Origin of the sequence: Paenibacillus contaminans (genome assembly GCF_003285015.1) — a bacterium.
In the GTDB taxonomy this organism is placed as follows: Bacteria; Bacillota; Bacilli; order Paenibacillales; family NBRC-103111; genus Paenibacillus_V; species Paenibacillus_V contaminans.
The window spans coordinates 114,419-138,565 of record NZ_QMFB01000017.1; the positions used below are offsets into that span (position 1 = coordinate 114,419).

Below are 24,147 nucleotides of genomic sequence, written 5' to 3' on the forward strand. Positions count from 1 at the left end.
ATTGCTGGAGCATACGACAACTGATTCTTCGGAGGGACCAATGGCATATCATACGGAAAACCTTTGTCAAAAAGCGCGTGAGCTCGCCTTGCAGCATACCCTCGCCAAGGCGCGGAAGCGGCCCGCATACATACATGAACGATTCGGCGCAGATGTGGAAAGCATAAGGGCGTTTGTCGGCTCGCTTCAGGACCGTTCGGCGGGGTGCTTGCAGCCTGCCGAGGAATGGCTGCTGGATAATGCCGAATTTATTGAGGAGCAAGCGCTAGAGGTGAGGGAGCAGCTGGCGGACCGCTCGTTTGCTCATTTGCCGCGGCTTCGGGAGAACGGTATTTTGCGCGTTCAAGCGTTATGCGAGGATTACTTGGTGCAGACCGACGGCGTGCTGCAGGAGGAATCGTTCGTTTCCTATATGAACGCTTATCAGGAAGTGTCGGCTTTAACGCTTGCGGAGACCTGGTTTCTCCCGCTTGTTCTGAGGGTTGTGCTGGTCGGACATTTCTCGGAAACTATGGCTCTCGTTCGAGAGCGCCGCGATGTTTGCCTGGAAGTGGAGCGTCTGCTTTCACGGCTGGAGCCGTCGGGATTAACCCAAGAAGCGATCGATGCGGAATTGGAGGCGGCGGGGCAGACGGCTCCGTTATCCGGGCCGTGGATCGTGCATTTGATCCGCCAGCTGCGGGAATGGGCCGACGATTCGGCATCGGTGCGGGAATGGCTGGCGTGCAAGTTCGCCAACGGCACGGAGGATCTCGATCGCATCGTAGCCTACGAGCATCAGCTTCAGGCTGCCTATCAAGTGAAAGCCGGAAATGCGATAACGAGCCTGCGCGCAAACGAGCGGTGGGACTGGGACGGGCTGTTCGAGCGGATCAGCTTGCTGGACCGCACGCTCCGTCAGGAAGTCAAAGGGCTTTATCCGCTGCTGGATGTCCGCAGCCGCAATGAGATTCTTCATCGGATTGAGGAATTGGCCCGCCGGATGCGCGTATCCGAAAACTTGGTCGCCGGACAAGCGGTCGATTTGGCGAAGGCCGAACAGGAAAGGCTGTCTTCCGCTTCCGGGGGAGAAGCTTTTAAGGGGGAACCGCCCCGGTCGGCTTTTGCCGCGTATTATGTGTTTGAGCCGGCAGGCGTTCGCATGTTGGTGCAGTCGCTACGGCAATGCAGCCGGCCGCGGAATTTGCCGGAGAGCGGTTTTTCGCGGCGGGCTTCCGGCACCTATTTTGTTTCGCTGGCCCTCTTGTTTGCACTTGTGTTAACCGCAGCCGCTCTGTGGATCGGCGCAGGACGCGGCGTATCGCCGCTCGGGTGGGCTGCGATCGTGCTTGCGCTCGCTTTTCCGGTAAGCGAATGGGTCGTGACTTGGCATCATTTCGGCATCGAGCGTCTTTGCCGCCCGCGGCTGCTGCTGCGCTACGATTTCTCGGACGGGGTCCCGCCGGAAGCGGCGACGATGGTCGTCATTCCTGCGATCTGGTCCTCGGCCGAAGAAGTGGAAGAACTTGCGGACCGATTGGAACTCCACTACCTGGCCAATCGCGATCCGAATATTCATTACGCCCTGCTGGGCGATTATACCGATGCTGCGGATGAGAGCCTTCCGGAGGACGAAACGCTCCTGGCGCATGCCAAACAAAAAATCGAGTCGCTTAACCGGATGTACGGGGGCAGCGGCACGACTTTTCATTTCTATCAGCGCCGCAGGCAGTGGAACGGCAGCGAGGGCGTATTCATGGGCTGGGAGCGCAAACGCGGCAAGCTTGTCGAATTCGTCGAGCTGCTGAGAGGCGGCGAAGGGACGAGCTACGATTTCAAGCTGGGCGATACGCGCGTGCTGCCGAACATACGCTACATCATTACGCTGGATGCGGATACCCGCATGCCGATGGGGAGCGCCGGCCGGATGATCGCGACGCTGCATCTGCCTTATAACCGGCCCCGTCTGAACGACGCGCGAACCCGGGTCGTAGAAGGGTACGGCGTGCTCCAGCCGCGGATCGGAATCAGCCACGAGTCGGCGATGAAATCGCGCCTGGCCTATTTTTGGTCGAATCCGGGCTCCGATCCGTATGCGTTCGCGGCTTCCGATCCGTATCAGGATGCGTTGTCGCAGGGGATTTTTACGGGAAAAGGCATTTTCGACGTCGACGTGTTCGCCGAGCTGTTGTGCGAGCGCATTCCGGATAACACGGTGCTTAGCCACGATCTGCTGGAGGGCGGCTTTATGCGTGTCGCTTTGCTGTCGGACGTCGAGCTTATCGACGATCATCCGTCCACCTTTATGGCCTATCAGAAACGCATGCATAGGTGGGTGCGTGGAGATTGGCAGCTGCTTTGCTGGCTTTTCTCCAAAGTGTGCGACCGCCGGGGCGCGCTGAGGCCTGTCGATTTGTCGATGCTCACCCGCTGGCAGATCATCGACAATTTGCGGCGCAGCCTGCTTCCGCCGGCCTGCTTCGCGGTGCTGCTGCTTGCGGCGTCTGTTCTGCCCGGCTCCCCGGGACGCTGGTTTGCCGTCGTGCTCGTCACGCTGCTGCTGCCTGTAATCCGCCAGCTTTTCGTACTGCGGCATATCAGCCGGCATCCCCGCAGCTTGCTGTCTGCAATCGGGCAAGCGCTGCTCGCTGTTTGGACGCTGCCTTTTCAGAGCGCTGTCCTGCTCGATGCGGTCGCGAGAACGCTGCATCGGCTGTATGTCAGCAAGCGGCGCCTTCTCGAATGGACTAGCTCCTCGCATGTCGAGCGGCAAACGAACGGGGATCGGCAGCCGGCCATCCTCGGCACAGGCGCCGGATACGCACTGATCGTGCTCTTTGTGCTAGCCGCGGCGCTGCAGCCTCAGCCTTCGGCAAGATGGTGGGGATTTGCGCTTGGCTTGTTTTGGGCGCTGGCCCCGCTTGCGGTCCGCTGGTTGGACAAGCCGGTGACTCGGCACGAGCAGACGCTCACTGCGTCGGAGGAGGAGCAGCTGCATGTTTTGGCGCGGCAAATTTGGTCGTTTTATGAAGAGTATGCAGGACCGGAAGACAACTATTTGCCGCCGGACAACGTTCAATTCGAGCCTCCGAACGGGGTCGCCCACCGTACGTCGCCGACGAATATCGGTTTTTTGCTGACGGCTGCTTTGGCTGCCCGCGACTTCGGCTTTATCGATACGCCGGGGCTGGTGGAGCGCCTGGAGCGCACCGTCGCCACCGTCGAGCGGTTGGATAAATGGAACGGTCATCTGTACAACTGGTATGACACCACTACGCTTCAAACGCTGCCGCCGGCATACGTTTCTACGGTCGACTCGGGCAATTTCGTGGCAAGCCTGATGACGGTCAAGCAGGGGCTGGCGCGCTGGCTCGAGACCGATTTCGCGCTGAACGGGAAGGCGGCTCTTGCGGCGGCGGGCATAAACGGGCGGCTCGATGTAGAGTTTGCCGTGGAGCTTGAGAAAACGAAACCCGGCGAGCTGCCCGAAGCCGGGAAGGTTACGGGTAAACGAAAGCCCGCAGGGTTCGATTCTCCGCTAATGCGCGGCTACGAGCTGCTCGCCCGGCTTGAGCGTTTGATCGTATCGACCGATTTCCGGCCGCTTTACGATCATAAAGCGAAGCTGTTCGCGCTCGGTTACAATGCGGCAAGCGGCGTGCGCGACAGTATTTTGTACGATTTGCTCGCGTCGGAGGCGAGACAGACAAGCTTCGTCGCCATCGCGCTGGGGCAAATATCTGTGTCCCATTGGCTGGCGCTCGGCAGAACCGTCAAAAAGCAGGGCGTTCACATGACGCTTGTCTCGTGGTCGGGAACGATGTTCGAATATATGATGCCTTGGCTGATTATGCGCACTTATCGGAACACGATATGGGAAAGCACGTACCGGGGCGTCGTCCGAAGGCAGATCGAATATGCCCGCGAGCGCGGCGTGCCGTTCGGCATTTCGGAGTCCGGCTATTACGCGTTCGATTACCGCATGAATTATCAGTATCAAGCGTTCGGCGTGCCGGGCCTCGGCTTCAAGCGCGGGCTTGAGCAGGATCTTGTGCTTACGCCTTATGCGACGATCATGGCCCTCCCGTTCGCCGTAAAAGAGGGGCTGCACGATTTAAAACGGATGGAGGAGCTCGGCGCGCGCGACCGGTTCTGATTTTATGAGGCGATCGATTTTACCGAGGCCAGAATGCCGGAAGGCGAAACCTGCAAGGTCATCCGCAGCTTTATGGCTCATCATCAGGGGATGAGCTTGCTGACGATCGCCAACATGCTGCTGCCGGTGAAGATGTACGATCACTTTCATCGCGATAAGCGCGTGCAGGCGGCGGAGCAGCTGCTGATCGAGCGCATTCCGCCACGGGACTCCATTCTGAAGCGGGAGTTATCGGGCAAGGTGCGCATGCCGCGTACGGCGCCGTCCCGGCATGCCCCGCTGCGGGAGTATGCTTCGGCGGATACGCCTTTGCCCGAGGTGAACGTGCACTCGAACGGGGCGTTTACGACGGTGACGACCAACAGCGGCAGCGGATTCATCCGCTGCGAAGGCTTGTCCGTCACGCGCTGGAGGGCGGATCCGGTTGCGGATCCTTGGGGGAGCTATATGTATATCCGCGATGTAGCGGCGGATCGCGTATGGTCGCCGGCTTACCTGCCCTGCCGGGTGCCGTCCGAAAGCCAGCGCGTGCAGTTCTCGCAAGCGCGCACCACGTTCCGGCGGGATGACGGGGACATCGGTACGACGCTTGACATTACGGTGTCGCCGGAGTCGAACGCCGAGGTGCGCCGGCTGACCATGTCCAACGGCGGCAGCGAGGCGCGGATCCTCGAGGTCACGACGTTCATGGAGCTCTCCATGGCGCCTCATGATGCGGATAGGGCCCATCCGGCGTTCACCAAGCTCTTCATCGAGACGGCGTACGAGACGGACGAGCGATGCTTGCTTGCCCGCAAACGTCCGCGTAATCAGGGCGAAAAAGCGATTTGGGCGTTCCATGCGTTATCCGCAGCAGACGGCCGGGCGCTGGGCCCGGCGGAATTTGAAACGGACCGCGCCCGTTTTATCGGCAGAGGGCATACGATGGCGAGACCGCGAGGGCTCGAGTCGCGGTTAGCCGGTACGGTCGGCTCGGTGGCCGATCCCGCTTTCGTTATGCGGCAGCGGTTGAGTGTCGAGCCCGGAGCGAGCGTTACGCTCGTCGCCGTTACCGGCGTGGCGAAGACGAAGGAGCAATCGCTCGATATCGTCCGGCAGCTGACGCAAACCGAGCAAGCCGAACGGGCGTTTCAGCTGGCTTGGACGCGGAGCCAAATCGAGCTGCGGCATATGCATATGACCCCCGCCGATCTGGCTGTTTTCCAAACGCTGGCGGGACGCGCGCTGTATGGAGCGCCTCTGAGGGAGGAGCGAAAAAACGGCATTGCCGCAAACGTCAAAAGCCAGCAGGATTTATGGGCGTACGGCATTTCCGGCGATCGGCCTATTATACTGGTCCGGATTTCGGATACGGGGACGCTTCCTTTTGTCGTTAAGCTTCTGGAAGGTTATGAATATTTGCGCCATAACGGGCTGTTTACCGATCTTGTCCTCTTGAACGAGTCGGCAGGCGGGTATCAGCAGGATTTGCAGGAAGCGCTCCGCCGAACGATGGAGCATATTGCCGGACGGGGGGAGCCGGGACAAGGCGGGGTGCACGTTCTGCCTGCCGCTTCGATGCCGGAGGCGGACATGTTTCTGCTGCTTGCGGTTTCCCGTGTCATTCTTCGTGCTGACGGCCCCAGCTTGAAGGCGCAGCTTAAAGCGGCGGACCGCGGTCTTGCCGCATATGGCGAATCGTTTACGGCCATGGCACTACCGGAACGCTTCGCTTCGGTCAAGGCGGTTGAAGGCGGGGAATATCTTTTTGACAACGGATGGGGAGGTTTCTCGCCGGACGGCAGGGAGTACCGTATCGTACTGAAAAACGGCAGCTACTTGCCGGCGCCATGGATTAACGTGATGGCCAACCGCAGCTTCGGCTGCCTGACATCCGAGCTTTATACGGGTTATACGTGGCGGCAAAACAGCCGGGAATGCAAGCTGACGCCGTGGTCGAACGATCCTTCGCTCGATCCGCCGGGGGAAGTCTGCTACTTGCGGGACGAAGAGAGCGGCGAATATTGGCAGACGGTGCCGGAGCGGGGGCAAATGACCTCCGTCTATAACGTATCGTACGGCCGGGGATATACGCATTACGAGCATGAAAGTAATGGTGTCCGGCATCAAATGACCGTTTTCGTTCCGCTGGACGATCCCGTCAAAATCATTCGGCTCCGGTTGAAAAATACGACGTCCGAGCAGCGCAAGCTTTCCGTCACGTATTATGCGGAATGGGTGCTGGGCGTACACCGCGAAGGAAACGCTTCGTTCCTTGTCACGGATTGGGATGAACGGAACGGGATTCTTCTGGCGCGCAACGTTTATCAGGACACGTTCCGAGCGGCGACTGCTTTCTTGACCGTCAATCCGAAAGGGGCTGCGGCGGACCGATCGGAAGCGAATGGCGAACGGACTTGGACGGGCGATCGCCTCGAGTTTCTCGGGAGAAACGGGACCACCGAAGCCCCCGCCGCCATGCAGCGCAAGCGGCTGTCCGGTGCTGTCGGTGCAACATACGACAGCTGCGGAGCGGTGCAAGCCAAGATTGCGATCGAGCCGAACGCGGAGCGGACCGTTTACATTTTGCTCGGCTGCGACGATTCGCGCGAAGCGGCTGCAAAGCTTGCCGATAAATACCGCGAAGGGTATGCTTGCGAGCAGGCCTTGGAAGCCGTGACGCAATTTTGGGACGGCGTGCTCGGCACGATCACGGTCTCGACGCCATCCCCGGAGATGGATGTCATGCTGAACAACTGGCTGCTGTATCAAACGCTTGCCTGCCGGATGTGGGCGCGTACCGCGTTCTACCAGGCAGGCGGCGCGTACGGCTTCCGCGATCAGCTGCAGGACTCGCTTGCCTTGCTTCACAGTCTTCCGGAGCTGACGCGGGCGCAAATTTTGCTTCACGCCTCCCATCAATACGAAGAAGGGGATGTGCAGCATTGGTGGCATGAGGAGACGCATCGCGGTATCCGCACCCGTTTTTCGGACGATTTGCTGTGGCTCCCTTATGCGGTAGTCCGCTACCTGGAGCATACCGGGGACGAAAGCGTGCTGGACGAAACGGTTCCTTTCCTTCGCAGCGATACGTTAGGCGATGAGGAGCATGAACGTTACGAGCCGACCGTCTTGTCCGAGCAGAGCGGTACGATTTTCGAGCATTGTCTGCGTGCGCTGGACCGCGGTCTGCGGTTCGGAGAGCATGGGCTGCCGCTGATCGGCATCGGCGACTGGAACGACGGGATGAGCCATGTCGGCGCCGAGGGCCGGGGGGAAAGCGTCTGGCTCGGCTGGTTCCTTGGCGATATTCTTAGAGGGTTCGCCGATTTATGCGAGCGCCGCGGAAGCGGGGATTTGGCCGAGCGTTACCGGAGCGCCCGCAGCAAGCTGACGGCTTCGCTCAACGAAAGCGGCTGGGACGGGCAATGGTACCGGCGGGCTTTCACCGACGGCGGGCAATGGCTCGGCTCCGTCCACAATGCGGAATGCCGGATCGACTCGATCGCCCAGTCATGGTCGGTCATCTCCGGCATGGCGCCGCCGGACAGAGCGCAACAAGCCATGCAATCGTTCGATCGCGAGCTTGTGGACCGCAGCTTGTCGGTCGCGCATATTTTAACGCCGGCGTTCGACCGGACGGACCCGAGCCCCGGGTACATTCAAGGGTATCCGCCCGGCATCCGGGAGAACGGAGGCCAGTACACGCACGGCGTCATCTGGAGCATCGTCGCTTGGTGCGGGCTTGGCAACGGGGACAAGGCGTTCGAGCTGTTCCATATGCTCAACCCGATCATGCATGCGAGGACGCCGGCGGAGGTCCGGAAATATTACGGCGAGCCGTATGTGATGGCGGCCGATATTTATACGGAGGAACCGCATAAAGGGCATGCCGGATGGACTTGGTATACAGGCGCGTCCGGCTGGATGTACCAAGCGGGCATCGAATCGATTCTCGGTATTTGCCGCCGTGGCGATCGGCTGTTTATTCGCCCTTGCATCCCGACAGACTGGCCGGGGTTTTCCGTCACCTACCGGTATGCGGGCACGGAGTACCGGATCGTCGTGCAAAATCCGTCGCATAAATCCGGCGGCCTAACCTCGTTCACGATCAACGGGCAGGAAGCCGATCCGAAAATATTTTCGGACGCGGACGGACCTTATGTCGACCTTAAAGACGATCGTGAGGCACATCATATCGTGTTGACACTGTAATGGGCTGTCCCGAAAGGCTTGAGAGCCTGAAGGGACGGCTTTTTTCTCGAACACTCGCCACTTTTCGTTATTAGCAGTTAAAACGCGATGCTCGCGCTTCAGCTATACGATCGCTGTGATCTAGCCAATGACAACCGCTTCTGCTTGAGCTTTTTGTGTACTTATGGTACAGGTTGTTGTATAGTTCAACATGCCGGGTTCAATTAATCAAGCGAGTGGGAACGACTGCCGTCAGCGGGTAGTTTTATATACGAAATATCAATGGAGTGAATCATTGTGAGCAAAAGCAAAGGCAAGGGCGGAACAGGCAGAGGCACGGACAAGAAGGGCTGGAACCGATGGCAAGCCGCAGCCAACCGAGCGAGGAGCAAACCGAAGCCGTATAAGAGCAAGGGACTCAAGAAAGATGACGGCGCAGCGGGCACAGATAGCCGTAAAAGCGACAAGCCCGGTAATTAAGCGCAGTAATTAATAAGGAGATGAATGGTTTTATGGAGATTCAAGAACTGAAAAACGAATTGCCGCCAAACTATGAGCAATTGAAATCGTCGGCCAATCGGGCATCGAATTGGAGAGAACGGCTTGCGGCTGTCGAAGAGCTGGGGCAGTGGAAAAATCAAAAGGTTATCGACGTGCTGACGCATAGAATGAATGCTGATGCGGTGTCGCAGGTAAGGGAAGCTGCTTTCCGGAAGCTGAAGGAGCTTGGCGAAGAGGCGCAGCTGCCTGTCAGGGAAAATAACGACTTCTTGATCAAAGACGTCACGAAAATATTGATACGCATCAAGAAAAGCCTGCCCAAGGACCATACCTATGAGGCGTTCAAAGAGAAGCTGCAAAAAATGAGGCTTGACGTTTACGACACGTACGAAGGGGAGAAGGGCGCCGACTTTGACCAATGGCTTGAAAATAAATGGGCGTCTTTGTCGACAAGGTAAAAAGCGCAGAATATGCTAAACCATCCTCGTTTAATCGTATGAAATAACGATTCCGGTTATTTTTGTGCAAGAAACCGGTATGTAGTGTGTTATTATGAAGTATAAAACCTATTTAGGAGTGGTATTCTGAGAAAGCATCAAAAGCCGATGTCCCTTGACGACCTGCTTAAAGATTTGCAAGGCCAGAAAACGGTTCAGGAGGACCCGCATTCTTTAAGCAACTTGTTTCATGATTCGTTCATGAGCAAATATTCAGGCTCGAAAAGCTTTGAGGCGTTTCTGGAGAAGGGTAATTTTCAAGTAACGTCGCTTGACGATATTTCGAATATCCCTGACGAGCTCTTCGATCGCCATGTGCAAAGGGAGACGAAGTTTGCGGATTGGAAGTCCATGCTGGACCAAGCCAGAAGGGAATCCGAAGTTAAATAATTTAACGATGACGAAACAATCGCACCGCGCGCAGCATTCTGCGTGTGGTGTGTTCGCTGCATGACGGCGGACGGTTGACCGAAAGCTCGATCGGCTTATTTCCCGGTCGAGTTTTTAGGCATCATGGCGGTTGACACTTCTAACTGTAACAATTATAATAACAGTAAGCAGACGGGAAGGGGGAGCATAAAGGGTGAACAGCGAATTTACGATTGCGGTGCACAGTCTTGTTTTTCTGGCCTATAGACCGGATCGTATGGCTACGAGCGATGTGATTGCCCACAATGTGAACACCCATCCGTCACGTTTGCGCAAGGTGATGAGCTGCTTGCGAAAACAAGGCTTTATCGTAACGAAGGAAGGCATCGGCGGGGGCTACATTCTGAATTGCAACCCCGATCAGGTTACGCTGGCCCAGATTTACAGCGCCACTTCCATCGGATCCATGAAGCCGGGCTGGTGTTCGGGCAAAGGAGACGACAAGTGCGTGGTCGCCTGCAACATGGCGGAGGTGATGGATCATATTTTTTGCGAAGCGGAGCAACATATGCTGGTCTATCTGCAGCGCACGACGATAAGCAATGTGCTGGAACGGGTACGGAGCTCACAGCAGCAGAGGTAGCATTTGAAAAGTCTCGAGCTGAGTTGTTCGACTTCAGTACGCGCCGCCCGAGAGGAGGCGAATACGCTACCCTTGACGATTCAAAAAGGTTATCATCCGCTGTTGTCCGGAAAACCCGCCGCCAGAAAGCTGCGAAGCCATGATCTTTGTGTGCTTAAACTATCACGAAAATGTAAACAGTTATGCGTACAGCAAACTGAAAGGGAGGGTGAACGGAAATGAGTACGACTGCGTTGATTTATGAGGGAGATTGGGTAAGCGGAACATCCCAGCTGGATGAGAAGTTTATCGGGTATGTCGAATCGATGAACCGGAGCGGCGGCTTGAAGGTTCGGGTCACGCAATGCGACCGGGAAGATGCGGTAGGGACATCGGTGGAAGCGGCTCTCGCCAAAGTGAGAAAGCTGCCCGACTATACGCCATCCGCCCCCGAGGAGCTGAAGGATCTTATAGAACTGTCGCTGGCGACGCATGATAAGGAATGGTTCGATGAACTGTCTGCCAGGCTGGCTGCTCCACAAGCGGCAGCGGAACAGGATGAGGAGAAACGTTACCGTTTTACCCCTTACCAGTCCCGGCTGTATAGAATAGCGGAATAAAATAAACACTACATTAAAGGAGAGATTCTAATGGCTATTATCAATACGACGGACGCGCAATTTCAAGATACGGTAAAAGACGGTTTGGTGCTTGTCGATTTCTGGGCTCCCTGGTGCGGACCATGCAAAATGATCGCTCCCATCCTGGAAGAGCTGAGCGGCAAAATGGGCGATGCCGTCACGATTGCGAAAGTAAACGTGGACGATAATCCGGAAACGGCCGGCCAATACGGCATCATGAGCATTCCGACGCTGAAGCTGTTCAAGGACGGCGTCGACGTTACGACGCTTGTCGGAGCCCGTCCGCTGGCGGAGCTCGAAGCGACGATCAAGCAGCATATGTAATCAGTATTTACAATCGAGCGCAAAGGACCGGACACTATGTGTCGCGGTCTTTTATTTTTGTGTACATAACAGGCGCTGTATCCCTTGACAGAATCTATCACGGTTCGAGCTATTCCTTGCTATAATGAATTCCAAATAAGCTGATAGGAAATAAAGGGGGGCGGCAAATGATACTAAGGAGGAAGGGCGTATCTATTTTTGTGAAGCTTGTTTTGAGTTTCCTGGCCGTATTGATTCCATTTTATACGATGACGCTATTTCTAAATCAGAAGGGTGCGGAGGTTATAGACGAGGAGATCACGAAATCGATCAAAAGCCGCGATGAATTTTACACGCAGTCGCTGGAGCAGGAGCTCAAGCGAATTTCGCAGCTTTTATTCGATTTTGTTGTGGATATAGATCTGATGGAGCTTGCCCTATCAGGAAGCGACATCGATTACTACGATCGTACGGAGAAAGCGATTGCTCTGCAAAAACGGCTTTCCATGGTTAAATCCTCGAGCACCATTATCGAAGAGGTCAAAGTGTTCCTTCCTTTGCTGGAAAGAACCTTCTATACGATTGATTTCGATTCCGCTATTCCTCAGGATGAATACGCTGCGCTTGCGAACAACCTTGATGCTATGCGTATCGTGGACGTGGGGGGTAAATTATTTATGAGTTTGCGCTACCCTATGAATACCGCTTTCGATCGAACGCCTGTATTTATTATCGCGGTTCAGCTGTCCAAGAGTGCGATTGCAAACAGCTTGCGCAACGTTGTAAGTCCGGATCACGGAGCTGCGGCAATTATGAACCCGAATGAGGAATGGATCGTCTCCAAGGGGGAGAATGAAGCGATCCTACAAAAAATGAGAACGTTCTTGAGGACGAAGAAAGATCAGAAGGTCGTATCCGGAGTCGAGTCCATCGAACTGGAAGGGGCGAAATATATCGTCTCTTACAAAAAAATTCCCAATATCGAAGCGACGCTGCTTGTATACGTATCGGAAGAGAAGGTTTTCGGAGCACTCCACGGATACCGGAATTGGACATGGAGTCTGCTTGCCGTTTCTATCGTGTTCATTTTCATTTTTGCCTATTCGTTATACCGAATTATTCATTATCCGCTGCGCAAGCTGGTTATCGCCTTCCGCAAAGTCGAGGAGGGGAGGCTTCAGCCCTTGGAGACAGACCGGAGAAGCGATGAATTCCGTTACTTGTACGAGCGTTTCAATCACATGGTCTCCAGGCTGAATGTGCTTATTCATGAAGTGTACGAGAAGGAGCTGCGCAATCAAAGGTCGGAGCTGAAACGGCTGCAATCGCAGATCAATCCGCATTTTTTGTACAACTGCTTCTTTATTCTCAGCTGGTTGATTCGAGGCTCCGATTCGGAGAAGGCATCGCGGCTTGCCATTTATTTGGGCGATTACTTCCGCTTTATCACGAGAAATGCCGAAGACCAAATCACGTTGGATACCGAAATGCATCACGCCAAAACGTATGTCGACATCCAAGCGCTCTGCTATGGCCATAAAATCGATGTGGAGTATGAAGCGCCTGACGAATCGTTATGCGATCTGGCCGTGCCCAGACTGATCGTCCAGCCGATTATTGAGAATGCCTTTAAGTACGCGATCGGCAACCTTGTCACAAGGGGAGAATTATGGGTCCATACCCGAACCGAAAACGGATATTTGGATATCCTCGTAGAGGATAACGGGGAAGACTTGAGCGACGATCGGATTGCGGAGATACAGCGGCGGCTTGTATCGGCTCGGGGCACCGATATGATGGAAACGACGGGGCTTGTAAACGTGCATCGCAGAATCCAGCTGACGTATGGAGCGGACTACGGACTTGCCGTTTCCAGATCGCAGCTCGGAGGGCTGTGCGTGACGATTCGCTTAAAGCTTGAAGAAGAGCAGATGACGGAAAAGGCAAAGAGAGGGATGGTTCCATGTACCGGATGATTATCGTAGACGATCTGCCTATTATCGTTGAGGGGTTAATGGATTTATTCAGCAGGGACGAGAGGCTGACTCTTTTTCCCGCTTATTCGGCTTATGAAGCTTTGGAAGTGCTGAAACGGGAGAAGATCGATATCGTGCTGTCCGATATTAAAATGCCGGGTATGGAAGGGATCGAGCTGCTGCACGAAGTGCGCAAATATTGGCCGGCGTGTAAAGTCATATTTCTAACAAGCTACGATGATTTCCAATATGCCAAAAATGCGATTTCGGGAGGCGGCTTCGACTATTTGCTGAAAACCGAAACCAGCGGCGCGATCCAGGCGGCCGTTACCAAAGCGATCGCTAAGCTGGAGAGCGATTACGAAGAGAAGAAGCGGCTGCATCAGGCTCAGATGGCCAAGAAGCAAGCTATTCCCCTGCTGCAGCAGCAGTATCTGTACGGATTGATCAACAGGGAAAGCAGTCCTTCGCCGGAGAAGCTAAGCGAGCAGCTGCAGCACATGGACATTCCCCTTTCCGGCGATATCCCGATCATGCTGCTGGTGGGCAGGATCGACAGCTGGGCGGATAAAGCGGATGCTTCGGATCGCAAGCTGATGCTGTATGCGGTGCAGAATATCGCCGATGAATATTTGCGTCCGGGCACGAAGCTCGTATCGAGCGTATATGAGGAGTTGAATCCGTTTTGGCTGCTGCAGCCGCAAGAAGAGCAGCAGGTAACCGGGGAAGCACACACGAATGGGGAAGCTTGGCCATATGCCTTTACATTTTGCTTTGCCATGCTGGAGTCGATCCAACGGGCCTGCCGGGACATCCTTAAGCTTCCTATATCCTTCGTTATGAGCGAGGTGCCTTTGCCGTGGAATCAGCTGGCGGACAAGTTCGATGCCATGCGAACGATTCTCTTGGGCGAACCGGGAGCCGGAACCGAGCTGCGGCTTACGGATGACATGTTCGGGAACGCCGGGGGGACGGGAGATTCCGAAAAATCGCGGCTTCTGGGAAGTAAGAGGAAGAAAATCGACTTGCTCAGACATTATTTGGAGAATGGAACCGAAGCGGAGTTTAACCAGCTCTATATGGAGATTATGGATACCGGCGGGGAGACCTATTCGGGCTTTATGAGACTGGAGATGTATCATTCGCTGGTTTCGGTATTTTTATCCTATTTCAACCTTCATCCGGCCGCAAGCGCTGTGCTTGCTCAAATCGATAAGAATCGGCTGACTCATGTCGAAACATCGGTAACCTGGGGAGAGATGGAGCAATACTTCGCCATGCTGGCTCGTCTTATTTTTGCCTATCGCGCAGAGATGCCCGTACAGAGCGAACACGATGTCGTATCATGGATGAACGACTATATCCGCAAGCATTTAGCGGACGATTTATCCCTGACGCATCTGGCCGAACAAGCCCATCTTCATCCAGTCTACCTATCCCGCTTATACAAGCAGGTAACGGGGGTGTCCTTAACCGACATGATTAATCGCTGCCGGCTGGAGAAAGCGAAGGAGCTGCTCAAAGCTTCTCCATACAAAATTTATGAGATTGCCGGGATGATCGGTTACGACTCGAGATTATCCTTCATCCGCTTTTTCAAAACGCAAATGTCTATGACGCCGCAGGAGTACCGCGACCTATAGGAAATTGGTTATGAGATGTTACGACGCCCGATCAATATTACGATGAGGGGGAGAGCATCGATAAAAATGCGAGCTATGAAATGTTTCGCTTGGGGATAAGCTCCTCAAGAAATTTATGTGCGGCCAATTTGGCATGCATATTTTTTTTGAGCACAATGCCATGCGAGAAACGGGCGTGATTGTGACCCTTGATCGGTATTTTCAAAACTCAGATATCTTTGACGCCACAGGATTACCGCGACCTCTAGAAAATAGGTTATGAGATGTAACCTAATGTTATGAGATGAATCTGGTTACCTTTTTATTAAATTTATATACTGAAAGCACATCGGATCCGATAGCTATCTATCCATACAAGGGGGAAAAGGAATGAAGGCAAAAATGAAGGCGCGAGTTGGACAAAGATTGCTGCTTGTATGTCTGGCACTCATGTTTGTTCTGGTAACAGCTTGCAGCAGCTCACCAAAAGATAAGGATCAGGGTAAGGAAACAGCAAGTCCTGCCGGAACGTCTGCGCCGTCGGATCCTCAAGGTAATAAGCCGGGTCCGACTGGAAAATACGACCCTCCGATTACCGTTTCTACCGTTCGTTCTATGCCGCCTGATCAATATTTTGATGAGGGCGAGAACATCGATAAAAATGCGATTTATGATTATTACGAAGAGCAGTTGGGCATTAAAATCAAAAATGATTGGGCCGTCTCCTTCAAGGAGTACAACCAGAAAATAAAGATCAGCATTGCCTCCAACAATTTACCGGATTTCTACATGGTTCAAGCCGGAGATTTGCAGCAGTTGATCGATTCCGACATGATTGCGGACTTGACACAGCTATGGAAGGATAACGCTTCTGAAGATACGAAGAAGGAGTTCACCAAGGATGGCGGCAGACAAATGAAAACCGCCACCTACGATGGAAAGCTAATGGCTATTCCGCAAATCAACAGTCCCTACAATTCGGCGCAATACGTGTGGGTGCGGAAGGATTGGCTGACTGAGCTGAATTTGCCGGAGCCCAAAACGATGCAGGATTTACTGGTCATATCGGAAGCCTTCTCTAAACGCGACACTGCAGGTAAAGGCAAGGCTTATGGGCTTGGACTAAGCAAACAACTGGGGGAAATTACAGGATTTTATAATGGTTACCATGCTTACCCGCAATCATGGGTCAAGGATGCCTCGGGAAATTTGGTGTATGGCAGTATTCAACCGGAAATGAAAGTGGCTTTAAAGCAGCTTCAGGATATGTTTAAAGCCGGACAAATTGATCCTGAGTTTGGCGTTAAGGATGCAACGAAAATGGAAGAATTTTTTGCTACCGGTCAGCTTGGTATGGTTTACGGCAACTTTGCCCACAGTTTAAGTATTCAACAAGCGGTATTAAAGGATGGCAAAATGACACAAGAGTGGGCAGCTTATCCGATCCCTTCCGTGGATGCAAAGCCTGCTTTGATGCAAACCTCCGCAAGTGTTCCCACTTATTATGTTGTGAATAAAAAAGCCAAAAATCCGGAAGCGGCGATTCGTATTCTAAATAAGTGGATCGAAAATCAGGTGAAGCCGGATGAGTCCAATGCCATATTGCTTTTTGGTAAGGATCGTAAAGCTAAAGGACAATTTTTCTACCAGATCAATCCGATTCTTGCTTTTTTAATGGATGGAAATGTAATATCGGGCGAATTGCTGCCTAAGGCGATTAAGGATAAGAACCCCGCAAGTCTCGGCAAAGATATCGACCGGAATGCCAGGTATAACAATGTTCAGGATTATTTAGCCGGGGATGACAAGATGTGGTTCCAGTGGATGATTGCCAAGGAAGGCGGCACGATGGCGCAAATGAATGAGGCTTACAAAAATGACAAGTTCTATTTCAATGAATTTTACGGCGCTTCTACCCCTTCTATGTCAGAGCGTAAGGCTGTGCTGGATACGAAAGAAAGCGAAATGGTTACGAAAATCATTCTTGGCAAGGAATCGATCGATGCTTTTGACTCTTTTGTTGCGGAATGGAAGAAGCTTGGCGGCGATAAAATTACCCAAGAAGTCAACGAATGGTATAAATCTTTGAAATAAACGGATGATGTGCTCTTGGGAGAGAGGAACGGACTGCCTCTCTCTCCTTCACTCACTAGAAGAATGGAAGAGGTGACCGGCGGTGCTAAGGGATTGGAAGCAGAATTGGCCGCTTCATCTTATGATTGTGCCTGGTTTTTTGTTGGTGCTTGTGTTCAATTATGGTCCGATGGTCGGCATTATAATTGCTTTCAAGAAATTTCTCCCTTCGAAAGGGATTTTCGGCTCCCCGTGGGTCGGTTTGGATAATTTTAAATATGTTTGGCTGATGCCGGATATTTCACAAATCATTTTTAATACGATCATCATCGCATTATTAAAGATGGTTGCAGGTGTGGCGGTTCCCATCTTCATTTCCCTGCTGTTGAATGAAGTCCGCAAGGTATTTTTCAAGCGAGCCGTGCAAACGCTTATCTACTTGCCGCATTTTTTGTCATGGATCATTCTCGGAGGCATTCTGGTTGATATTTTGTCGCCTTCATCAGGGATTGTAAACCAAATTCTTGTCTTTTTCGGGTTGGACCCCATTTTTTTCTTGGGGGAGAATCAATGGTTTCGCTTCACGCTTATCGTCTCTAATGAGTGGAAGGAGTTCGGCTTTAGCACCATTGTCTATTTGGCTGCACTAACTGCAATCAATCCTGTTTTGTACGAAGCAGCCGAAATGGATGGGGCGAACCGCTGGCGTCAAACCTGGCATGTAACGCTTCCGGGGATGATTCCGATCATCGTGCTGCTTACTACGCTTAGTCTCGGCAATGTGCTGAATGCGGGATTTGACCAGATTTTCAATTTGTATAACCCGCAGGTTTACGAAACAGGCGACATCATCGACACGTTCGTATATCGCTTGGGACTTCAGCAGGCACAGTATGGCATTGCTTCAGCTGTGGGGCTGTTTAAATCGGTTGTATCTCTGGTTTTTATATCGGTTTCCTATTATCTCGCCTACCGATTAGCCAATTACAGAATTTTTTAGAGCAAAGGGGGGATAGGCATGCTTCATCGCATGACTGCAGGATACCGGATGTTTACCGTGCTGAACACGATTTTTTTAGCCGGTTTGGCTTTTCTCTGCATGTTTCCGCTCATTCATATTTTAGCGGTCTCCTTTAGCTCTGCCTCGGCAGTCGCTGCCGGAGAGGTGAAATTGTGGCCGGTCGATTTCACGGCTGTCGCTTATGAGAATGTATTCGGCAAGAAAGAGTACTTGACAGCATTTGCGGTTTCCGGCAAACGGATTGTACTGGGCACCCTTCTTAACATGGCGCTGACTGTGCTGCTTGCTTATCCGCTTTCTAAGGAAGCGCATCAGTTTCGCTGGAGAACTTTTTACGCCTGGTTTTTCGTTTTTACGATCCTCTTCAGCGGAGGGTTGATTCCTTGGTATATGGTAATCAAGGAGGTTGGCTTGCTGGATACGATTTGGGCACTCGTTATCCCTTCGGCGGTACCTGTGTTCAATGTGATTCTGATGCTCAATTTCTTCCGTGGACTGCCGAAGGAGCTGGAGGAGTCGGCGAAGATAGACGGAGCGGGTCACTTCACGATCATGATGCGGATCATGGTTCCCTTATCGCTTCCTTCGCTGGCGACCGTGCTGCTTTTCTCCATGGTCGGTCATTGGAACAGCTGGTTTGACGGACTTATTCTGATGAATAAGCCGGAGCATTATCCGCTGCAAAGCTTTCTGCAGACGATAGTCATTCAGTTGGATCCCCAGTTTCTTAGCTCGCAAGAGGCGGAAATACAGGCGCTGCTATCCGACCGCACGAGCCGGGCCGCACAAATTTTCGTTGCAGCATTTCCGATTCTGATTGTGTATCCGTTTTTGCAGCGTTTTTTCGTAAAAGGGATTGTACTGGGAAGCGTGAAGGAATAAGCGGCGATGAAAGACAGTTCACCTACTAAGAAAGCTGTTCAGTGAAAGGACGTATACTATGTCGAGTGCTGAGTTTCAATTTGATCCTATCGTACCTTTTTTATTTGTTGTAAATAAGAAGAAAGAAATGCTTGCTGCCATGCGAAGATTAAAGCGGGAAGCGGGTATTAAAAAATTCATCCTCGTTTTTCCTCAGTGGAACGGGGAGTCGAAGCTGCCGACAGCCATCCGCGCTTTTGAGAAATTCGGCGATCTGATGCTGGAAGTGCGGGAGCATCTGGCCGAGGATGGCATCGAAGTGGGATGGTGGTGTTCGCCCAGCTTATCCGTAGGACCCCAGCCTTTGAATGAACAGAAGCATCCCTTCCAAAAAATAATCGGTATTGACGGTGCTGCTTCAAGAACAGCGAATTGTCCATTGGATAAGAAATATATAGAGCTTTTAAGCGGCTATGTCCAAACGGTAGTGAAAAGGGGCCGCCCTCCTTTTGTGTTTTTTGAAGACGATTATGAAATCAGCAACCATGATGTGGTGAAGTTTGGCTGCTTCTGTCCTTTACACCTGAAGCGTTTTTCGGAACAAATAGGTCTTGGCAAGCCCTTATCCAGAGAAGAATTAGAAGCTATTTTTCGTCGTGGCGACGAGCTGTCCGCGGATTATCGCAAAACGTGGGCGAGGCTGATGAAAGACTCGTTAGTGGAGCTTGCCGATGAAGTGCGGGCAGCTGTCGATGAGGTTGCACCGCAAACAAGGATGGCGCTATGTCAGCCCGGCACCTGCGACTTCGATGGAGATATAACGGAAGCAGTTGCCAGGGCTTTTGCTGGGAGCACGAGACCGCTCGTTCGTTTATTTGGCAGTGATTACAATAGCGATGCGGCGAATAATTTCCCCGGCCTGAGCTTTCATTTCCTGCATTCCAAGCAGACGTTAAGTAACGATCTGGAGCTGATCCATGAATCGGATCCCTATCCGCATTCCCGCTTCTTTTTCTCGGCGGCAAAGCTGCGATCATTAATCACATTGGCTATGTTTTACGGCTTTGACGGATCGCAAACGTATGTGACGCAATATACGGACGGACCTCTGGAGGAAGAAGGATACTTCACGATGGTAGGCCAAAGCAGAGCGTTCTTCTCCGGGCTGAGGCGTTCGGTTGCCGATTTCCATATGGCAGGTCCACGGATTTTATACCGCCCGTTTGCGCATGCTTATCGTCCGATCGTCGGCAACCGGGCTCCTAATGTTGTAGCGCCCGCCTGGGCTTCTGTTCTGGGAAGGTTCGGGATCCCTTATTCGATAAAATCGGAGGCAGGGCCTGTCATGGTCTGCGGGGAGGACATTCTGGATCTATCCAAGGATGAGCTGATGGAGCTATTCAAAGGCGGGGTTTTCCTTGACGGTTTGGCGGCTTTCTATCTTTGCAAGAACGGGTATGGCGATTTAATCGGGGCTGAGGTGACGAATCCGGAAGGCACGTTTAGCGACAGTATTGGCTATGAGCGGCTGACAGAGCTTACACCATGGAGGGAGCATACGGAAGGGGAAAGGATGTATTATACGAACTTGGCCGTTACTGTTCATCAAGACTCCCTTGTATTTAGGATCGGGGATCTGAACGAATCAGCTCAGGTATTGTCTGAGTTTGTAGATGAGTTTGACCAAGCGGTTGCGCCATCGACCGTTCTCTTTACGAACCGGCTGGGGGGCCGCGTGGCGATTAATGCCTATAACCTGCATCTTAACAGCTCCGCATCTATTTATAATTACAAGCGGAAAGAGCAGTTCAGGGGCATCATCGAATGGCTGGCGGACAAGAAATTGCCTGTTTATGCAGATAAGGACCCGAATGTTTTTGTCAGTGCTCAGGAGCATCAAGAATCAGGCGATAAAATGGTTGCTGTCTTTAACATGAGTTTGGATCCTATGCCGCAGTTGACCCTCATGATCGATGCTTTATGGAAGAAAAAATATGCTTATTGCTTGGATGATGACGGGGAGTGGATATCCTTAGATATCAAATGGACATTAGAATCGAACAAGTTCAAGGCTGAAATTTCACGTTCATGTTCGACCTTGCATCCTTTGGTACTGCGGTTTACAGATCAACAAATCTAATCATATTTTGTATGAGGGGAGGTGATCAAGCAAAGTAAATGGACTGTCTACTTTGCTCGGCATGGTCTACGGAAGAAATGGAAGGGTACATGGTATCCGAATTTGTAGAAGGAAGTGGTGATGTATGAAAGTTCAAACAACATTGTTCCTTAAAGTTTTTGTGATCATCGTTTGTGTAAGCGCATTCTTTTCCTTTGGAACGTCAAATTCATCCCGAATTGAGGCTGCCCCCTCCTTCATAAGCAAGACAGCATCTGTGGGAAAAGGTCCTCATAGTATGGCCCTGAATCCGCTGACCGATAGGTACTACGTAGCCAATGTAGACAGTGACAATGTAACCTTTATGGAAGACAACGAGAACGGTGTCGTTACTCTGGCTACGGTGGCTGTGGGATCAACTCCATATGCTGTGGCAGTCAATCCGCTTACTAATAAAATCTACGTGGCCAATGTGGATAGCGACAATGTCACGATCATCGACGGAGCGACCAACAGTACCGCCACGGTGCCGGCAGGAACAAAGCCATTTGCGATAGCGGTCAATCCGGTGACGAACAAAATCTACATAGCGAACATCGGCAGTAATAATGTAACGGTGATTGATGGGGATACGAACGAAACTATAACGATCGCTGCCGGCGAAAGTCCGTTTGCTGTGGCCGTAAACTCATTGACGAACAAAATTTATATTGCCAACGTAGATAGCGATAATGTAACGGTGATTGATGGAGCAAGCCACATGACCGTTACGGTTCCCGCAGGAGCGGGGCCAAATGCGCTGGCCGTAAACCCGTTAACAGGCACGATTTACGTGGCAAACTTTTACGGCAACAACGTCACTGCAATTGACGGAACAACGGGAGACACCTCTACGATACCGACAGGTATAACCCCGAATGCAGTAGCGGTTAATGAGGCAACAGGAAAAATCTACGTTGCGAACGACAGCAGCAACAATGTGACGGTGATTGACGGTTTGAATCTTAGCACCTCGACCGTATCCACAGGTATGGCTCCTAATGCACTTGCTGTTCATTCGGCTGCGAACAAAATCTACGTGGCTAATTATGACAGTCATGATGTGACGGTGATTGACGGAGTCGATCATATGACCTCAACGATTGCGGTTGGAACGAATCCGATTGCCTTGGCGTTCAATTCGGGGACGAATAAGATTTATGTGGCCAATTTCAATAGTGATGATATGACGATTATCGAGGTAGAGGGAGAGCATCAGGCAACGAATGCGGATTTGGGCACCTTAGCCCTGAGTGCGGGAAGTCTTAGTCCGGCGTTTGCTCCGAATATGACCAGTTACACCGTTCATGTAGAGCATGCGATTTCACAAATGACGGTCACAGCGTCAACCTACGATCCGGCTGCGAGCCTATCCGTAACTGGACAGGTATACGGAAGCAGTATGTCACTTCCAGTGGATCTTCAGATCGGGGCGAATGTGCTGCCGATTGTCGTGCAGGAAGCGGGGGGAACAGCGAGCAAGACGTATACGATCACGATTTATCGCGCCGATGCCGATAATCCCGAGCAGCCTGTGCGATCTTCCAACGCCGAATTGAGTCAATTGATGGTGAGTACGGGGACCTTCCAGCCGGCATTTGCTCCGGGTACATCCGCCTATACGATGGATGTCGGCAATGCGGTCTCGAGCGTCAGTGTCACTGCAGTCACCTATGACACGGCTGCCACGATGCGGATCAACGGTCAACAACACGGCAGCGGTATACCGTTTCTGATTAGCCTGCAGACAGGATCGAGCCTAGTGTCGATTGCTACGACCGCTGAAGACGGTGTGTCCAAACGAACGTACACCTTGACTGTAAACCGCGAAGGGATTGGCTCGCCGTATAATCCTGATGCAAGCAGCACGCCAATCGTGTCTAAGCCGGATTCGGACGATGTAGCGGAAGGCTCGAACGGCGTGACCTTGGGCAGCGGGGCGGCAACGGTAACGACCGGGAAGTCGGAGACCGGGAAACCGATGGTCACTGTGATGCTGCATGCCGACGCGCTAACGAAAGCATTCGGAAAGCTGGCAGGGAAAGCGACGAGTGCACAAACCATTTCGTTTGCCGTGACGGGTACGGATGCGATTCGGAGGGTAGGAATTCCGGCCCAAGCGCTCAAGGCAGCGGCGGGTACAACCCCGAATGCCGTTCTGTCCATCAAGACAGGCAACGCCAGTTATAACCTGCCGATAAATTTGCCTACTCTTACCGCCATCCTGGAACAACTTGGCGACGAGCTGGAACATGCTGCCGTATATGTGACCATGGAAACCGTAACAGGCGATACTGCGGGGCAAATAACAGAACAAGCGAAAAAGGCCGGTGTGCGGTTAATCGGTGATAGGATCGATTTCACCCTGACTGTAGAGGCGAAGGAACGCAATCAAACGATTTCCGGCTTTGGTCATACTTATGTAACAAGAAGCATTCGGATTGCCGAAACGATAGATCCGGCGCAAGCGACGGCGGTTATGGTTGATTACCATTCGGGCAGCATGGCATTTGTACCTTCCTTCTTCATCACAACTGCAGGCGGCGAAACTTTCGTTACCATCCTACACCCGGGAAACGGCCTGTATGCTGTGGTCCAATCCCGGAAGTCATTTGCCGATGTGCATGAGCATTGGGCAAAATCGGATGTGGAGCTGCTTGCATCAAAGCTCATTGTGAACGGCAAAACCGAAACAAGCTTTGCGCCTGAACATGATGTCACGCGTGCCGAGTTCGTGAGCCTTATTATTCGTGCACTTGGCCTTAAGGAAAACAAGGCCGATTCGAAGCCGCTCAACGATATCGCTCCATCCGACTGGTTCGCAGGTGCGGTTGGCGCTGCGTTACAGGCGCAACTGATTAGCGGGTTTGATGACGGTTCTTTCCGGCCTAATGAAAAGATAACAAGAGAGCAAATGGCAGTCATCGTTGCAGGAGCGCTGTCTTTTGCAGGGGGGTCAGCTGATGTTGTCGGCAAGCAACATTCGCTGCTGGCCGCTTTCGAGGATAAAGCCGAAATTAACGCCTGGGCGAAGGTGCCAGCTGCACAAGTCGTTCAAGCCGGTATCATGACGGGGGTAACGGACAACCATTTTGTTCCTGGGCAAGCAGCAACCCGCGCAGAAGCGGCTGTTGTAGTGAAACGGCTGCTGCAAGCTGTTGAATTTATCAATTAGCGAACATTGGAATTTCAATT

15 protein-coding genes are annotated in these 24,147 nt (G+C 52.6%); all 15 read left to right on the forward strand.

Going from position 1 to position 24,147, the window contains the following annotated elements; all coding sequences use genetic code 11:
- Window positions 1–40: 40 nt before the first annotated feature.
- The 15 genes from DQG23_RS43605 (at window position 41) to DQG23_RS25985 (ending at window position 24,127) form a co-directional block, all read left to right on the forward strand.
- A complete protein-coding gene (locus DQG23_RS43605; RefSeq protein ID WP_337589412.1) occupies window positions 41–4,135 on the forward strand; it encodes a glucoamylase family protein in 4,095 nt (1,364 codons plus the stop codon).
- A 33-nt stretch (window positions 4,136–4,168) separates the two neighbouring features.
- Window positions 4,169–8,329 carry a GH36-type glycosyl hydrolase domain-containing protein gene (locus tag DQG23_RS43610; RefSeq protein WP_337589413.1) on the forward strand — a complete coding sequence of 1,387 codons (4,161 nt, stop codon included), beginning with the start codon at window positions 4,169–4,171 and terminating at the stop codon, window positions 8,327–8,329.
- Between the two features lie 276 nt (window positions 8,330–8,605).
- A complete protein-coding gene (locus DQG23_RS25925; protein ID WP_113033943.1) occupies window positions 8,606–8,788 on the forward strand; it encodes a DUF3934 family protein in 183 nt (60 codons plus the stop codon).
- A gap of 32 nt (window positions 8,789–8,820) precedes the next feature.
- A complete protein-coding gene (locus tag DQG23_RS25930) occupies window positions 8,821–9,267 on the forward strand; it encodes a HEAT repeat domain-containing protein (RefSeq protein ID WP_113033944.1) in 447 nt (148 codons plus the stop codon).
- Between the two features lie 147 nt (window positions 9,268–9,414).
- Window positions 9,415–9,696, forward strand: coding sequence for a hypothetical protein (locus DQG23_RS25935; protein WP_113033945.1), 282 nt, complete (start codon window positions 9,415–9,417; stop codon window positions 9,694–9,696).
- Window positions 9,697–9,889: 193 nt separating this feature from the next.
- Complete coding sequence (locus DQG23_RS25940) at window positions 9,890–10,318, forward strand: RrF2 family transcriptional regulator (protein WP_113033946.1); 429 nt, start codon at window positions 9,890–9,892, stop codon at window positions 10,316–10,318.
- Window positions 10,319–10,536: 218 nt separating this feature from the next.
- Window positions 10,537–10,917: a hypothetical protein gene (locus DQG23_RS25945; protein ID WP_113033947.1), complete on the forward strand. Its 381-nt coding sequence runs from the start codon at window positions 10,537–10,539 to the stop codon at window positions 10,915–10,917.
- Between the two features lie 30 nt (window positions 10,918–10,947).
- Window positions 10,948–11,262, forward strand: coding sequence for a thioredoxin (gene trxA, locus DQG23_RS25950; RefSeq protein WP_113033948.1), 315 nt, complete (start codon window positions 10,948–10,950; stop codon window positions 11,260–11,262).
- Between the two features lie 167 nt (window positions 11,263–11,429).
- Window positions 11,430–13,217, forward strand: a complete 1,788-nt coding sequence (locus DQG23_RS25955) for a sensor histidine kinase (protein WP_113033949.1) — start codon at window positions 11,430–11,432, stop codon at window positions 13,215–13,217.
- Complete coding sequence (locus DQG23_RS25960; RefSeq protein ID WP_113033950.1) at window positions 13,205–14,860, forward strand: response regulator transcription factor; 1,656 nt, start codon at window positions 13,205–13,207, stop codon at window positions 14,858–14,860. Before DQG23_RS25955 ends, DQG23_RS25960 begins: the two co-directional genes overlap by 13 nt.
- Before the next feature lie 369 nt (window positions 14,861–15,229).
- The gene (locus tag DQG23_RS25965) at window positions 15,230–16,933 is read left to right on the forward strand and encodes a type 2 periplasmic-binding domain-containing protein (protein ID WP_113033951.1); all 1,704 of its coding nucleotides are present in this window, start codon (window positions 15,230–15,232) and stop codon (window positions 16,931–16,933) included.
- 121 nt (window positions 16,934–17,054) lie between these two features.
- Window positions 17,055–17,912, forward strand: a complete 858-nt coding sequence (locus DQG23_RS25970; RefSeq protein WP_113034001.1) for an ABC transporter permease — start codon at window positions 17,055–17,057, stop codon at window positions 17,910–17,912.
- A gap of 18 nt (window positions 17,913–17,930) precedes the next feature.
- Entirely contained in the window at window positions 17,931–18,815 is an 885-nt protein-coding gene (locus DQG23_RS25975) for a carbohydrate ABC transporter permease (protein ID WP_113033952.1), read from the forward strand.
- 256 nt (window positions 18,816–19,071) lie between these two features.
- Window positions 19,072–20,934: a hypothetical protein gene (locus tag DQG23_RS25980; RefSeq protein WP_146762381.1), complete on the forward strand. Its 1,863-nt coding sequence runs from the start codon at window positions 19,072–19,074 to the stop codon at window positions 20,932–20,934.
- A 277-nt stretch (window positions 20,935–21,211) separates the two neighbouring features.
- Window positions 21,212–24,127: an S-layer homology domain-containing protein gene (locus DQG23_RS25985; RefSeq protein ID WP_158560689.1), complete on the forward strand. Its 2,916-nt coding sequence runs from the start codon at window positions 21,212–21,214 to the stop codon at window positions 24,125–24,127.
- Window positions 24,128–24,147: the final 20 nt, after the last annotated feature.